The sequence below is a fragment of the Companilactobacillus nantensis DSM 16982 genome (assembly GCF_001435815.1).
Lineage (GTDB): Bacteria > Bacillota > Bacilli > Lactobacillales > Lactobacillaceae > Companilactobacillus > Companilactobacillus nantensis.
Genome location: NZ_AZFV01000019.1, coordinates 24,590 through 41,191 on the forward strand (window position 1 = coordinate 24,590; position 16,602 = coordinate 41,191).

At 35.6% G+C, this 16,602-nt stretch carries 14 protein-coding genes; 7 read left to right on the top strand and 7 right to left on the bottom strand.

Going from position 1 to position 16,602, the window contains the following annotated elements; all coding sequences use genetic code 11:
- Positions 1 to 174 precede the first annotated feature (174 nt).
- From FD31_RS09035 to FD31_RS09065, 7 genes are all read right to left on the bottom strand, one after another.
- A complete protein-coding gene (locus FD31_RS09035; protein WP_057892453.1) occupies positions 175 to 1,845 on the bottom strand; it encodes a glycoside hydrolase family 13 protein in 1,671 nt (556 codons plus the stop codon).
- Positions 1,845 to 2,672: a PTS system mannose/fructose/sorbose family transporter subunit IID gene (locus FD31_RS09040; RefSeq protein ID WP_057892454.1), complete on the bottom strand. Its 828-nt coding sequence runs from the start codon at positions 2,670 to 2,672 to the stop codon at positions 1,845 to 1,847. Before FD31_RS09040 ends, FD31_RS09035 begins: the two co-directional genes overlap by 1 nt.
- A 19-nt stretch (positions 2,673 to 2,691) precedes the next feature.
- Positions 2,692 to 3,516: a PTS mannose/fructose/sorbose/N-acetylgalactosamine transporter subunit IIC gene (locus FD31_RS09045; protein WP_057892455.1), complete on the bottom strand. Its 825-nt coding sequence runs from the start codon at positions 3,514 to 3,516 to the stop codon at positions 2,692 to 2,694.
- A 26-nt stretch (positions 3,517 to 3,542) separates the two neighbouring features.
- Positions 3,543 to 4,034 carry a PTS sugar transporter subunit IIB gene (locus tag FD31_RS09050; protein WP_057892456.1) on the bottom strand — a complete coding sequence of 164 codons (492 nt, stop codon included), beginning with the start codon at positions 4,032 to 4,034 and terminating at the stop codon, positions 3,543 to 3,545.
- Between the two features lie 12 nt (positions 4,035 to 4,046).
- Positions 4,047 to 4,472, bottom strand: coding sequence for a PTS sugar transporter subunit IIA (locus FD31_RS09055; protein WP_057892457.1), 426 nt, complete (start codon positions 4,470 to 4,472; stop codon positions 4,047 to 4,049).
- Between the two features lie 122 nt (positions 4,473 to 4,594).
- Entirely contained in the window at positions 4,595 to 7,159 is a 2,565-nt protein-coding gene (locus FD31_RS09060) for a sigma 54-interacting transcriptional regulator (protein ID WP_057892458.1), read from the bottom strand.
- A gap of 223 nt (positions 7,160 to 7,382) precedes the next feature.
- Complete coding sequence (locus FD31_RS09065; protein WP_057892459.1) at positions 7,383 to 8,093, bottom strand: ribonuclease H family protein; 711 nt, start codon at positions 8,091 to 8,093, stop codon at positions 7,383 to 7,385.
- Between the two features lie 69 nt (positions 8,094 to 8,162).
- Between FD31_RS09065 and FD31_RS09070 the strand changes: the two genes are divergently transcribed.
- The 7 genes from FD31_RS09070 (at position 8,163) to FD31_RS09100 (ending at position 16,591) form a co-directional block, all read left to right on the top strand.
- Positions 8,163 to 8,918 carry an alpha/beta hydrolase gene (locus FD31_RS09070; RefSeq protein ID WP_057892460.1) on the top strand — a complete coding sequence of 252 codons (756 nt, stop codon included), beginning with the start codon at positions 8,163 to 8,165 and terminating at the stop codon, positions 8,916 to 8,918.
- A 100-nt stretch (positions 8,919 to 9,018) separates the two neighbouring features.
- A complete protein-coding gene (locus tag FD31_RS09075) occupies positions 9,019 to 11,721 on the top strand; it encodes a YhgE/Pip domain-containing protein (RefSeq protein WP_186811255.1) in 2,703 nt (900 codons plus the stop codon).
- Between the two features lie 30 nt (positions 11,722 to 11,751).
- Positions 11,752 to 12,201: a hypothetical protein gene (locus FD31_RS09080; protein WP_057892461.1), complete on the top strand. Its 450-nt coding sequence runs from the start codon at positions 11,752 to 11,754 to the stop codon at positions 12,199 to 12,201.
- A gap of 5 nt (positions 12,202 to 12,206) precedes the next feature.
- A complete protein-coding gene (locus FD31_RS09085; protein WP_057892462.1) occupies positions 12,207 to 12,905 on the top strand; it encodes a zinc metallopeptidase in 699 nt (232 codons plus the stop codon).
- Between the two features lie 410 nt (positions 12,906 to 13,315).
- Entirely contained in the window at positions 13,316 to 14,782 is a 1,467-nt protein-coding gene (gene cls / locus FD31_RS09090; protein ID WP_057892463.1) for a cardiolipin synthase, read from the top strand.
- Positions 14,783 to 14,982: 200 nt separating this feature from the next.
- Positions 14,983 to 15,714 carry a sulfite exporter TauE/SafE family protein gene (locus tag FD31_RS09095; protein WP_057892464.1) on the top strand — a complete coding sequence of 244 codons (732 nt, stop codon included), beginning with the start codon at positions 14,983 to 14,985 and terminating at the stop codon, positions 15,712 to 15,714.
- Between the two features lie 220 nt (positions 15,715 to 15,934).
- Positions 15,935 to 16,591: a DUF969 domain-containing protein gene (locus FD31_RS09100; protein ID WP_057892465.1), complete on the top strand. Its 657-nt coding sequence runs from the start codon at positions 15,935 to 15,937 to the stop codon at positions 16,589 to 16,591.
- Positions 16,592 to 16,602: the final 11 nt, after the last annotated feature.

Consider the following 16,602-nt stretch of genomic DNA (forward strand, 5'->3'; position numbering starts at 1 on the left):
CGATTTTGTCCTCCGGCTAGTGTATGGATTTTACAACAGACTCAATAAAATTTTAAGATAAACAGTTATATATCAAAAAAGCATCTACGAAAAGTCAAAATCAAACGACTTTTTCATAGATGCTTTTTTGATATTAATAATTCTGTCACATTCTATTTCATGGATTTTAACCCATTATAGTTTTTTTAATATCTTAGATTCATAAGGTCTCAAAACTAATCCATCACTATCAGTAGCATAGTTACCTAAGATTTCTTTATAGTCAGCATAATCTTTTAACAATTCAACCCGTTGTTCAACATCAGATAAATTAGCTATTACCAACCATTTTTCACCATTTAATTCTCGTAAATATACAAAAATGTTTTTATCCTCTGGCAGTAATAACTTAAAACTACCAGATTCTAGAATATGGTTGTCATGACGTAATTTAATTAAACTTTGATAATATCTAAACACTGATTTAGTAGATTGAGCGTCCGCAACAACATTCAATTCTAGGTAATTAGGATTCATCTTAAACCAGGGCTTTCCTTTAGTAAATCCTCCATTATCAGAATCATCCCATTGCATAGGCGTCCGAGCATTGTCCCGACTAATTTTCCGTGCTGCTTTAAGAAAATCAGTTGCACTGATAGTCTGTTCCTGCTCAACCAACTTTTGATAATTAGTCTTCAACTCAATATCTTCGTAATCGCTCAATTCAAATTTAGGATTTGTCATCCCAATTTCTTCACCTTGATAAACAAACGGTGTTCCTTTTAGACCATGCAAAACAGTTGCAAAAGCTGTGGCTGATTCATAACGATACTCTTGATCATTACCCCAACGTGATGGTGTTCTAGCCCGGTCATGATTTTCAAAATATAACGCATTCCAACCATGTCCTTCTAAATTATCTTGCCAATTAGCTAAAGTCTTCTTTAACTGTACAAGATCCATCGGTTGAATAGCCCAACGACCATTAACATCACCTGGCTTACGATCAACATGCATATGCTCAAACGTAAAGACCATATTCAGCTCTTCGCGTTTTGGATCAACTAATAATCGAGCATCCTTACTTTTACTAGATGGGGCCTCTCCAACACTCATCATCTCAAATGGTTTCAAAACTTCTTGATTCATCTCGTGAATAAACTCATGCATTCTTGGACCATTGTCTTGATTACCCACAACATATTTTAAATGGTGTGGATTTTCATTATCAGGGAATTTTTGATTTTTAGAAATAGAGGTAACAACATCCATCCGCCAACCGTCAACGCCGTGAGCTTTCCAATAACGCATGACGTCATAAATAGCTTGGCGTACTTTAGGATTTTCCCAGTTCAAATCAGGCTGTTGTTTTCCATAATAATGTAAATAATACTGTTTTCTCGTCTCATCATAAGTCCAAGCTGAACCTCCGAAGTTGGAACCCCAGTTATTAGGTTCACTACCATCGATTTTAGGATCTTTCCAAATATAAAAATCGCTAAAGTAATTATCTTTAGATCTGCGACTTTCTTCAAACCAAGCTGATTTATCTGACGTATGATTAGCAACCATATCCATAATAATTTTGATTCCTCTTTGATGTGCATCATGGATAAGTTTAATCATATCGTCATTATTTCCAAACATTGGATCGATTTTACGATAATCAGCAATATCGTAACCATTGTCAATTTGTGGTGATAAATAACAAGGACTAATCCAAATGGCATCAATACCCAGTTCTTTAAGATAATCTAATTTGGCATCAATTCCCGGCAAATCACCAATTCCATCCGCATTCGTATCATAAAAACTCTTTGGATATACTTGATAAATTACTGCATTTTTCCACCATTCATTTTTCATTAGACAATCCCCATAAGTGCAAGCACGATTGAAACAACAATCGTTCCTAAAATAAGCCAGTTAATTGAAACGTTCTTTTTCTTTAATAACCAGAAACATAATAGTGTAATTGCTAGTGGAAGCAAGCCAATGAAGATTTGATTCAACATTTCTTGTGATTTGAGAATCGTTTTTCCACCAATAACCATATTCCACTTCAAATCAAATTTAACCATGTTACTTGTCATAGCTCCGACCATCATTAAACCAACGATACTTGCAGCTTTAGTTAAAATATTGATCAAACCTTTTTCGTACAATTCACCGATATAGTTAGAACCTAATGTATAACCTAATTGACCACCATACCAACGAACTAATTGAACAGGAATATTAAACAATAGTAGAAAAATAATTGGAGCGGCAATATTACCATTCTTAGCCAAACTAATCGCAATTCCGGCAGCAATAACTCTCAAGACACCCCAGAAAATCGAATCACCAATTCCGGCTAACGGGCCCATTAAACTAGTTTTAATAGCGTTGATAGATTCGGCATTAAAGTCATCACTTTCACTATTTTGTTTTTCCATAGATGCTGTAACACCCATAACAAACGGTGCCATTGCTAAGTTAGTATTGAAATATGACATTTGACGAACCATAGCATCTTTTTTATCTTGTTCTTTTTTATAAAATTTATTAATGAATGGCAACATTGAATATTCGAATCCTGAAGCACCTTGTTTAGCAGGTGTAACGGCTGAATACAAAGTAAAAGAACGCCAAAACATTTGTCTGATTAATTTTTTCTCGTCTTTCGATATATCCTTTGAAAATTTACTCATAGTTTTCTTCTCCTAATCATTAACTAAAGAAATCGTCGTTTTCCTGTTCATCCTTGGTTTCTGTGGTATTAGTAGTAACAGCAGCTGGTTTAGCAGCAATTTTTTGTTCAAAGTTATGCAATTGATAATCTCTTTGAGCAACCAAAATAGCAATAATAGTACCCATGACAGCAACAGCAATCAATGGCATCTTCAAGTAGGCTACAATCAAGAAACCTAAGAAGTAGAAGGATGAAATGTTCTTATCCCATAGAATCTTCATTAACATTGCCATACCAACGGCAGGTAGAACATTTCCGGCAACGGTTAATCCATGTACGATAATTGTTGGAATCATCTTTAGAACGCTTTGTGTAGCTTCTGATCCAAAAAGCATAGCGAAGAATGGAATCAATGCATAAATGAACCATTGTAATGTCCACAATCCAAAGTGTAACCGAACAATTCCCTTTTCATTACCTTTCTCAGCCATACTGTCAAACTTACTAGCAAATGGTCCAACAACAGCAACATAGATCAACGTCTTAATTTGTAATCCGATAATACCTAGTGGAATTGCTAGTGGCAAAGCAACTCCAAGGCCACCGTGCATCATAATAGCAAAAGCAACAGCCAAGGCACTAGCCAATCCTGGCTCAGCAGCACTAGCGCCACCAATATTAACAATACCCATAAAAATAGTTTCTAGAGATGCACCAATCATTAAACCTGTTTTGACATCTCCTAATAACAATCCAATTAATGGTCCAATAACGATTGGTCTTCCTAGCATGGTAAAACCTAATAATTCCTGACCACCAACGGTTAGGAAAACAACTATAGCAACAGCGAATGCTTCATACATGTTAATTTCTCCTCATCTGTGTAATTCTATAGATTCATCTTTTTAATAAAATCAGTAGCTTTTTCTTTTTTATCACTTGGTAGATTTTGTAAAGCTGTATCTGGGTAAAGTTCAACTAACTTCTTTAATGATGTGATTTCTGGGTCTGTTAACATCACAAATTGTGTCAACGTAGTCTTAGAATCGGTTGAAGCTTTACCAACATTTCCCAAATTGACATAATCAATATCAGAAACTTTTTCTGCTAGCTTTTCAGCGTCAGCAACAGTTCTTACTAGTACGAATAATTTCATATCTTTAGCACGTGGGTCAGTCAATAATGCAATTGCCCCGTCAATAGATTTAACAATTACTTTAATTCCTGATGGAACAGCCATCTTCAAGGCCATTTGTTGTGTAGGATTCTCGGCCGTTGCATCATTGGCAACTACAATTCCATCTACATTCATTTCCTTAGACCAAACCATAGCAATTTGTCCGTGAATTAATCTTTCGTCAACTCTCATAATCTTAATCATTTTGAAATCCTCCTAATTGAAAAAATCTTCATTATTATTTTTTGATTCTGAATCTTCTATATCGACCATACCTAAACTATCTTTACCAACTTGAACTAACTTTTTGATGTAACTCTTAGTAACTTCTTCTTTCGAAAGAATTGCTTCGATTACAATTGGTAAATTGAAACCATAAACTATAAATATATTGGGATTGTTTTGAGCTTTCACCGTCAATCTTTGATTGACACTGCCACCCATTAAATCTGTAAAAATAATTACTTTATCATCATCATTAAATGAACTAAATAAATTATCGATTGTTTCACTAAGATCATCATTCTTTTTAACGTAAGCGGAAATATAACTAACATTCTCATTTTGTCCTGCAAAAAGTTCAATTGTATTTTTCATACCTTCAGCCATGCTGCCGTGCGATGCAACAACTATTCTCTTCATCGTTTACTACCTCCTCACTTTTATATAAGCAAGTTACGTGCCAACTTTTTAAAAAGCCTTATTTACAGGCTTAAATTAGGTAAAAAAAATAAGTGCTTAATTAAGATTAAGCACTTACGTAATTAAATATAAAAATGTAACAGTTGATACATCAATGAAATCTCATAATCGTTAACTTGAAAATTGTACTTCATTTCAATTCCCTTAAAGATTGTCCTAGAGACAGAATAGAATTCTTTTTCCTTTTCACTCTCGAATGAGACACTAGGATTATCATTATTATGCGAATTAACTAACATTCGTTCAATCATTAAGGACAAATGCATGTAAAGATTTAGTTTTGTTTTACCATCTAACGACATATCATAATAATCTTGATACTTTTTAGTAATCAATTGAACCTCGTCAATGACAACATCCGGATTTAGAAATTGCAGTCTATCCTTAATTCCCTCAATCGTAAAGAACTTCAGCATTCGATTCATTAAAGTATCAATATTTGGACGTTGTTCTCCTGAACTGACTAAAAGTTTTTCAAATCGTTGATAACCATCTTTTTCCATAATGTCATAAATATTAATGATATCAATATCCAACTTAGTATCAATATCCGTTGTTGTTACGACAAACTTAGTTTTATCAAAAAATTTCTGTTCATGATTTTCTAGTGTTTGTTTCAAATCCTTATAATCCATCGTAATTATCTTGAATTTATTAGATAAACTCTCTAACATCATCCGCTTAATTTCTTCCGATAAACCAACGCCAGACATACATGAAACAACAATATTAGAAGTATCTGCCAACCCCTCATAATATTGAGTTCCCGACGCTTTACCAAAACGATTAGCTGCTTCAGTTATCTCCTTAAAAGAGTCGTTACGCTGAATTCTAATACCTGTATCCAAAGCAGTAGCTGTCGTAACATTGTTAATAACCAATAACTCACTGTTAGAATATTTCTTGATTTCCGAGAACATCTGCGTTAATGATCCCATATCAAACAGTACGAAAATCCCCTTATGTTGATGGTCTTTTTGATTCTTAATGTACTTTTGAACATAACGATTAATTTCGTGAATTGATACATCAATTGGCATATCAAATGCCTCAAAAATATAATTACCACACAGATTATTCACAACACTTTGAATACTAGTAGCAGTACTATTCCCGTGTGCCAAGATAATCCCAGTATATTGAATACTCTCAATTTTTTTAATTCGGTTTTGAAATACTAATAATATCCAAGTTACACCAAACTTTTGAAAATTAAGATCTGGACTAATGTTCTTTAAAAGTTGGTGATAAACATACATCGTACGAGGATATAATTCTTCGAGTTTACTTATTAATTCATCCATTTTAATTTCTTGATTAGGTATTAAATAATATAACGATAAACCAAAAGCAATTTGTTGAATACCTGATTCTGAAATTGCCAATTTAATACCATATTTGTTGTTTAAAACTGTTTTTACACTAGCTTTGAATTTGTACACTAGTGAATTAATCAAATTATCATCAGCTAAATATTGAATTTTACGTAGAAACTTCATCAATAATAATGTTCTATCTGTTGAATCTGCTTTATTATCAATTGATTTCAAAAGTTCTTCAAATAGATTTTTTAGTAAAACATTTTCTTTATCCTTAAGTGGTGCATAGTTATTGATGTCAGCCACCTCATCAATAGCAATTGCATTATTCCTATGTTCTATCTGTCCAATTTCAATTGTTTTATCTTTGCTATGTTCCGTATATGCAGAGGCACAAAGTAATTTAACTTCATTTTCCATTGCACCAACATTTCCAGCATCTGTATTCTGAGTCAATTTTTCTATTGTTTGATTGGATATAACAAATTTACGATTAGTTCTCTTAGCCTCTTGTTTAAAAGCATTAAAAATCAATGACAATCTTTCAGTTAGTGGTCGATTTTTAAACGCCGGCAATGAAACATGTAGTGGCACACGTCTTATAAAAGTTTTGAGTAACGTATTATCCAAATTTTCAGTTGTAGCAAAAATGAATCGAACATTAACTTGATGTGCAATATTATTTTCTCCCAAAGGATAAAACTTTCCTAAATCTAGTAATGAAAATAATTTTTCCTGACTTTCCTTTGGCAAACGATGAACTTCATCTAAGAAGAAATAGCCATTATCAGCTTGGTCAATTAAGCCTGGAGTATCTGCATTAGCTCCAGTAAAGGCTCCTCGTTTATATCCAAAAAGAACTGATGATAACAATTCAGGATTATTAGCATAATCAGCAGCGTTTAAAGTTACTAATTTAGCATCCTCAGAGATAACTTGTAATTTTTTTGCTTCATTATAAATATTACGTGCTAAGAAACTTTTACCCACACCACTTGGACCAGTGATAACTATTGGAAATCCATTTGGTGGATAAACTATAGACTCCTGACATTTTTTAACAATTGTTTTTAAACTGCCAGAATAACCAATCAAATCTTTAAAAGGTAAATCATTTTGAGCAATCTTCCATAAAACTGGGCGACCACTTTTCTTAGTCAGCTTCCCTTCTTTAAACAATTGTGATAAATAAATACTCATGACACTTCTACTCAAGCCTGCCAATTCAGCAATTTGTTGAGTATCAATCCAATCATCAGGACTTTCTTTTTGTATAATTTCATAAACTCGATCAACAGCCTTTGTCATTTGCAGCCCTCTTTAAGCACTATAAAATATATTAAGCACTATTTAATTTCATAAATACATTTATTAATAGTTTAACTGTTTTTAAACATTTAAGCACAAAAAAGAATTCAGTTATTTTAGAGGATTATTAAGCCAACCAATAACTGAACTCTTTCTTACATATCAAATAAATAATCTATTTATTAAATCATATTTCTGTCACACCCGTAGGCTGAATACGGCATTACATCTTATCCATGGTCTCATTCAACAATTCATCAACCCGATTATTTCCTATATTAGTAGCATGACCCTTAGTCCACTCAAAAGTTTTTTGCGAAACAGTTGGCAACAAACTATCCAATTCTTTCCACAATTCTACATTGGCTGGAACGCTGCCATCAGCCTTTTTGTAGCCACGTTTCTTCCATCCTGTCAACCAATTTTGAGTGATTGCATTCAAAACATACTTCGAATCTAAGACAAATATCGTATTTTGTTGATTGATTTTTAATTCATTTAATCGTTTAATACTTTGAATCAGGGCCAATATCTCCATGCGGTTATTGGTTACGCCAAATTCACCTGCTGTTCCTTCAAATGTTTCGTCATGATTGCTGATATGATAGGCCCATGCGCCTTTATCTGTCTCTTTTACATGACCACCTTTATAATTACCGTGATTTCTGGAACCACCATCGGTATAGACAACCGTATCAAAATCTTTTATATCTGATACAGTTTGTTTAGATGCTTTCGTTTGTGGTTTGGATTTTTGATTCGTTGTACTCTTAGCGTAAGAATCCTTACCCCCAAGAAACGCTTCAGCTTGGGCTCTATCAGGGAAACTTTTGTATCTTGCACCGGCAAATCCATCGACTTGTGCCTTACATTCTGGCCAAGTTAAATAGATTCCAGGCTTCTTTCCACGTCTTACTGCATAATATTTTTGCAATTGTCATACCTCATTTGGTTAAAATTTCTCAATAATAATTATATAATAATATCTTGTTGGGGTGAATTTATGAAAAATGGGCAATGGCCGATTCTCTACATCCACGGATTTCGTGGTGGAGACTATACGACAGAAAAAATGATTGAATCTGCTTTGGAATGTAACGGTAAGAAAAAAGACCAATTTCTCAAAGCAATTATTAATTGGCGCGGTAAAGTTACATATGAGGGGGCTTGGACTGATGATGAACATCCCATCGTCCAAGTTGTTTTCCAAAACAAATGGGTTGGCAGTAACCAAATGGAATATTGGTTAGTTAAACTCTTATTTGATTTACGTCTAAAACATGAATTTACTACATATGACGCCATTGGACACTCCTTAGGTGCTGTCGCTTTAGTCCTAGTCAATCTAAGGGAAAAAATGCGTCCTTATATGCCTCGACTCAAAAAATTAGTACTCATTGCCGGACCGTTCAACGGAATTTTAGGATTGGGTGATCTGCCCAATATCAATCGTATCAAACCCAATGGTCGGCCCGCTTTTATGAGTCCAACGTATTTTCGAATATTTATGAATCGTAATAACGTTTCAGATGATCTCCGTGTTTTGAATATTTATGGTAATGTCGGTGATCACTCGAACAGTGATAAATACATCTCCGTTACATCAGCAAAGTCAATTTCTTATATTCTCGAACCCCGAGCAAAGGAATACACCGAATATTCCATGAAAGGTACTAACGCTGAACATTCGATGCTTCACGATGATTCTGAAATTTTAGATACAGTCAACGGGTTCATATACTACAATCCGTTATCGTAACGTTATATAATGACAATATGTCATGCACTTTTTTAAAAGAGAGTTGGAGGGGATTTCTATCAAAGCTTGGGAGCTATTCAGACTAGATATAAAAAGGACCTTGAAATCAAAGCCCGCAACATTGTTAATGTTAGCTTTGATCATTTTACCATGTCTATATTGTTGGTTTAATGTTTGGGCCTTATGGGATCCATATTCCAATACAAGTGATCTAAAAGTTGCTGTTTATTCAGATGATCAATCAGTTAAACTTGAAGGCCAAAAAATTGAAATTGGTGACCAATTAATCGATAACCTAAAAAAGAATCACAAATTAGGTTGGACATTCGTTGATTCAAAAGAACAACTAGACCAAGGAGTTAAGGACGGTTCATACTACGCTGGTATTTACATCCCTAAAAACTTCTCAAAAGATATTGTCAGTTTCCTATCTGGTAATATCAAAAAACCATCATTGGTATTTAAGGTCAATCAGAAAATAAACGCCATCGCCCCGAAGCTGACTGAGACAGGTGCGACGACGTTACAAAATACCATCTCAGATGAATTTATCGGAACAATCAGTAAGACCGTTACAAAGGTCTTGAACAAGTCAGGTGTTGATATTGAGCACAATCTGCCAATGTTAAGACGACTTTCAACATTACTTGTAACGACCGATGATAACTTGCCAGAACTTCAAGATATTATGGATAAAGTTCAACAAGCTAATACGATTGTTCCTAATTTAAACCAAAAATTACAACAAGTTAATGACATGTATGGCTACATGCCACTATTAAATCAAGATGCTCAAAAATTAGTCAATTTGAATAACTTTTTACCATTAGCTGATGCTGGTGGTACGGCTGCCAAGGATCTGCAAACAAAGATTCCACAAATCCAAAGCGCCGGCTCACAAGTTAACGAAATCGACAATGATTTTGGTAAAATATCTAATTTAATGGATAACAGTATCACCCAAGTTGAAAACGGAATTGAAGTCATCAACAAAGTTCAAAACGTTATGCCTGACATCCAACAACTCGGTCAAGATGCTGAAAATGCTACTAACAAAGCTAACAATGAATTGATTCCTAAGATTCAACAAGCCTTGCCAGTCATTAAGACAACTGTTGATACTGGTTTATCAATGATTATCACGATTGCTAAACAAATCAGTACTTCAATGTCGAATATCAATACTTTGATCGACAAAATCAAGGCTGACCCTAAGAACCAAGAATTAAAGGATCAACTAAAACAAGTAATTCAAAACGTTGCTGATGATGCCACACAAATGTCCAAAGTAAGTACTCAACTAGCTTCATCACTAACTGATCTACAAAACTTCTACAACCGCTTGGCTGAACAATTAGGTCACGATCAAACAACTATTTTCAATCGTCCTATCCAGCGTTTAACTGACCTGGCAGCACTTAATGATGCCCTTGCAGCTAAAGCAAACGACATCTTGGATAATTACAGTGATCTTGATACAACCGCTCTACAAGCTAAGTTAACTGAACTTCAAACACAGTCAGACAAAATTGCTGACAGCGTAACAGCTCTCAAGGATCTCAATATCATGGACAGTGTTTCTAATACTATCAACGATATTTCGACACTCTTGAAAGATGCCAGCACAACGTTGAGTCAAGTTAACAACAATATCATCCCTGCTATCCCAGGACTTTTGAACAATACTAAGGGTGTGCTTGAAACAGCCTTAACTTACCTTCAAAAGTACCAAAAACAATTACCTGCCGTCGGTACTGAAATTCACAGTGCTAACCAACTGCTCAACGGTAATATGAGTAACATCGTCACTGGTATTAATCTTGTTAATGATTTCTACAATACTGACTATCCACAATTGAAGAAGAAGATGGCTACAGCAACCTTCTTCGTGCAATATCAATTGCCACAAATTGAAAATGAATTAACAACAACTTTGAACTTAGTCAATTCCAAGACACCTGAACTTGAAAAAGCACTTTCGCAGGCGAATGACTTTGCTGTTAACGACTGGCCACAGTTGAAGAAAGATGTTCATCACTCGGCTAAACTCTTGAAGAAGGGTGAAAAGGATGTCGATCTGGGCGCATTGATCAAGTTGATGAAATCTGATGCCAATAAGGAATCTGACTTCTTCGCTAACCCAGTTAAATTGAAGAAAGATAACCTTTATGACGTTCCAAATTATGGATCTGCCAGTGCCCCATTCTACTTAGCATTGTGTATCTGGGTTGGTGCTTTGTTGCTATCCAGTGTCTTCACAGTTCACTTCCAATTGAATGACCGTCAAAAGTATCGTTATTCATTTAAACAACGCTTCAATGGCCGTTACTTAACATTTGGTTTCCTAAATGAATTACAAGCCATTGCCGCCGCGTTGGGTAACCTATTTATCCTTCATGCTTATACAAAGGAAAAGGTTTTACTAATTCTGTTCTGTATGCTAGTCAGTTTCTGCTTTATTTCAATTCTGTACTCACTCGTGCAAATGTTTGGAACAGTTGGTAAAGGGCTCGGAATTATCATCTTGGTACTTTCAATTTCTGGTGCCGGTGGTAACTTCCCTGTCGTCCTATCTGATGGTTTCTTCCGTTTCATTAATCCATATTTACCATTTACCTACGCGGTTAACTTACTACGTGAAGCGGTTGGTGGAATATATTGGCCTAATGCAACCAAAGATATTATTATATTAGTAGCCTTTGGTGTAGCATTCTATCTCCTAGGTTTACTCACAACCGAAAAGATCAAACCATTCATGCACAGACTACATAAGAGTGCTAAGAAGAGTATGATCATCGAGTAATTTTGTTTGGAAGAGGGAGAAAATATTTTAATGTCTGATATAAAAATGAAATCTTATCGACCTTTCATCACTGAGAATTTCTTCTGGGATTTTCCGACACACTTCAATTTAAAAGAAGTCAGTGAATTTCTCGGCATGGAGATTGATCCAACAACAAAATATATTTCCAATACTGCTAAAACTATCATGCGAAACGATGGCATTTATTGGTTCATTCAAAGAAAGCATCACGGTGAAATCGTCGCCTTAATTTCGTTAAGTGACGTCGATTTAACTAAAAAGAATTCCGCTTTGATGGTCACGTTCAAAGATTTAACAGTTGCAGAAAAACAAGAAATTTCACAACGATTACTAGTCTTTTTAAAAGATCAAATTTACTTAGACACCATCGAAATTAATCAACTTGATCGTATTATTCAAGAAAACTTCACAAATAATGGCTATAATGTTGCTAACAACAATTTATTAAAGAGGAGTTAACACTTATGTACGGATATGGTTATGGTTTTGGTCCCAGCTATCTATTGATAATCATTGGTTTGGCTATCAGTATGTGGGCATCATGGTATGTAAATCATAATTTCAAAAAGTATGATCAATTTACGAGTCACCGTGGCAAAAGCGGTGCTGATGCTGCGAGATATATTTTAGATAGTGCCGGACTACAAGATATTCAAATTAATAAAGTTAGTGGTAATTTAACCGACAATTACAATCCAGGTAATAAGACGTTAAATTTATCCGAATCAACTTACGATTCAACCTCAGTAGCTGCAATCGGCGTTGCTGCCCATGAATGTGGACATGCAATACAAGATCAAACAAGCTACGTACCAATGCGAGTCAGAGCAGCATTAGTACCAGCAGTTAACCTCGGTTCTAATGCTTCAATTCCATTGATTATTGTCGGTGCCCTATTGGGAATGAACCACACACTAATCACAATCGGAATTTGGCTATTCGCATTAGTTGTCTTGTTCCAAGTCGTAACATTACCAGTCGAATTCAACGCCTCAGGACGTGCCATCAAGATTCTAGGATCAGGTGACATCCTCGATAACGATGAAGTTCCAATGGTAAAACAAGTCTTGTTCGCAGCCGCATTAACATACGTCGCTGCAGCAATTTCAACAGCATTACAACTATTACGTTTAATCTTAATTTTTGGTGATAATCGTAATTAAAATAAAAAAAGTCGCGAAAGCGGCTTTTTTATTTTGGAATTGTATTAAGAAATTTAGTGCTGTAAAACGATTTAAATAATTAAACATTCTGAATTTTTTGCACTTAACGGTAATTTATAACACTAGAGTATATCAAGAACACTGCCCTTTAAAAACAAATTAGTCAGCGGATGAGTGGTTGTCTGCCAGCAGTGACAGTGGTGTTACGGCTTTAGCCGTTACAGCACAGGACGTATTTTGAGATTCGCGTACTTTGCGAAGCTCAAAATCGAGCCTGGAGACCTTGGCTCCAGGCGGTCCTCACAGCAGGCTTCATATCGTGTACCCGCTGGCGGCCCACCCAAACAATAGATTTTATAACGATTTTGAAGTAAACTTTCAAGTAAGAATAATAGAGGGGAATTTATTTTATGATTGATGTTTGGATCATCTGGCTAATTCTCATTATCTTAGTAGTCAATACAGTTTCAGCACTCATCACTGTTTTCCATAGACCACGTAATATCGTTACTACTTGGGCCTGGATTTTGGTCCTTGTCTTATTGCCAATTGTAGGGTTCCTTATTTATGCGTTCCTAGGTCGTGGGATTGCTCAGGAAAAAATCTTCAATATCAGTAAACAAGAGCATTACAGTTTAAGTCAGTTGAAGCGAATGGCAATTGCTGCTCAGAAACGGCCACAGAATGCTTCTAGATACGATGAAACACGTTACGCTGACCATATCATTCGGTTCTTCAACGAAACCGAAGAGGCTCCTTTAACGCGTCATAATGAGATTGAACTATACTTCGATGGCCAAGAGAAATTCAAGTCTATGTTTAAAGATATCGAAAATGCCACAGAAACCGTTCATGTCGAGTACTATGCTTTTATTAAAAGCCATATTGCCGATCAATTTTTGGCACTTTTAACACAAAAAGCTAAAGAAGGACTGGAGGTTCGATTACTCTATGATCCATGGGGTTCTGGCGGTACTAAGCCACGCTACTTCAAGGAATTTCAAGCTGCTGGTGGTGAAGTCTTGCCATTTATCACTTCAAAAAATGTTATTGCTAAAACGCGTTTGAACTATCACTTGCACCGTAAAGTTGTTGTTATTGATGGTACGACCGGTTGGATCGGTGGCTTTAACGTTGGTGATCAATACGTCAATACGACTGAAAAGTTTGGTTACTGGCGTGATACTCATTCACGGATTTTTGGAGCTGCTACCTTGTTGCTGCAGGAACGGTTCTTTAGAGACTGGAATGCTTCCTTAGATCGAAAAGCTAAACCTTTAGCATTCTTGGAAAAATACTTTCCATCTGATAAATTCGATACCGAAGCTAATTTGCCAATTCAAATTATTTCCGACGGACCCGATAACCGTGAGGAAATTTTAAAAGACGGATTCATCGATATGATTGTCAGTGCTAAAAAGAGTATTTGGATTCAATCGCCTTATTTAGTTCCTGACGATGCGATGTTTACTGCCCTAACCATAGCGGCTCGTTCAGGAGTAGACGTCAGGATTATGATTCCATGTATGCCTGACCACCCATTTATTTATCGGGCAACGCAATATTACGCTAATTTATTAACGACTTACGGCATCAAAATTTACAGTTATCAAAAAGGATTCTTGCACTCAAAGACGTCCGTTTTTGATGGCAAAATTTGTTCAGTTGGTTCAATGAATCATGACTTTAGAAGTTACTCATTGAACTTCGAGGCCAATGCCTTTATCTACGACGCCAAAGTTTCCCATAAGTTAGCTCGAGCTTTTGAAAAAGATATGGAAGATTCAATCTTCTTAACACCAGAAATTATTAAAGAACAAGGTGCTTGGCTACACTTCAAACAACGATTCTCCAGATTGTTGTCACCTATTCTTTAAACTCAATATTAAAAGAAAATGGAACAAAACTGGTTTTGCCATTAAATGTGCAGCATAAACGTGGAACAAAACATAGCTTTTTCCGCTTAAACCAAATAAGAGCAGCAATCCAAAATCGGATTACTGCTCTTATTTGCCTTAATGCTCGAAAGCTAACCATGTTTTGTCCCACTCTCTTATTTTGGAAGGAAATATATCTAATGACATATTTATTAGTCGTTTTAATCGCCTTATTTGGTGCGTTAATGCGAACTGTTTTCGGATTTGGCGAAGCACTAGTCACAATGCCACTACTTGCTTTAATCTCCTTTGACCTTCAAACATCGACCGCCTTAATCGGAGCTTTAGGTTTATTAGTTGCCATCCCTGTTGCAATCAAATATCGGCAACACATCGACCTAGCTACCTTAAAACGGTTAGTCTTAGGTTCAATTTTGGGCATTCCTGTCGGGATTTTAATTATCAAATTAGGCTCGCCAATTATTATCATGCGCGTATTAGGCATTTTTATCATTGTCTATGGCGTTTATAACTTATATACACTCAGACACCCCAGAACTAGTCAATTACATCTCAGCAACCGCTATGACTATTTGGCAGGTGTCGTTTCGGGAATCCTCGGTGCTTCATTTAATAGTCACGGCGTGCCAATCGTTGTTTATGGAACAGCTAAAAGATGGGACGCTGATAAATTGAAAGGTATTCTCCAAGGACATTTCGTCTGCGTGGGAACTTTAGTTGTTTTGAGTCAAGTATCTTCTGGAATGTGGAATATTGAAGTTGTTAAATTACTGGCAATTATCATCCCACTGCTATTTATCGTTGTGCCCTTGGGAAACTGGATTGGTTCAAAAATCGACAGTCAACATTTTACCAAGTACGTTTATGCAATTTTGATTATCTTTGGATTGATTTTGATGATCAAACACTAACAAAAAAGAGTTCAGATATGACTTTGAGGTGGATATCTGAACTTTTTATTTTGAAATCAATTCAAAAATACATTTTGAACATCATTATTAACGTAATACTTTTTCTAAGTTTAAGAGGCAAATATTTCATTAAATTAAATATTTTCTAATTTAATTCTATTTATCAATCAAATCGGTGCTATAATTACTCCCATAAATTAAAAAACGGGGGTCCTAACTTATGGAATACCTTAAATTAATCGGAATTATTATAATTATATTAGGATTTGCTTTTAAATTAGACACAATTGCCGTTGTTGTTGCTGCCGCTTTAGCAACTGGTTTAGCATCCGGCATGTCGATCGACCACATTCTGAATATTCTTGGAAAAGGTTTCATGGATAATCGCATGGTTTCACTATTCTTTCTCACCTTACCTATGATTGGTGTCGTTGAAAGTCACGGTATGAAACAAGCGGCCGTCAATGGTATTAGTAAGATCAAGAATCTCTCGGCTGGGAAAATTTTCAATATTTATCTAGCCATTCGTGAAGTTACTGATGCTTTCGGTATCGCCCTTTCCGGTCAAGTGCAGTTCATCAGACCACTAATCAATCCGATGGCCCAGGCTGCTGCCAGTGTAAAACGTGATTTAACACCAAAGCAAGTTGACTTGATCAAAGCCCGTGCTGCCGCAACTGATAACTTTGGTAACTTTTTTGCTCAAAACCTCTTCATTGCTTCAAGTGGTGTCTTATTGATGGCAAGTACCATGAAATCACTCGGACATCCCGTTTCCACAACTAGTATCGTGCTTTACTCAATTCCCGTCGCTATCATCACTTTCATCATCGTTGGCTACTACAATATGAGATTCGACAAACAATTCGATAAATAGGAGGTCAGAAC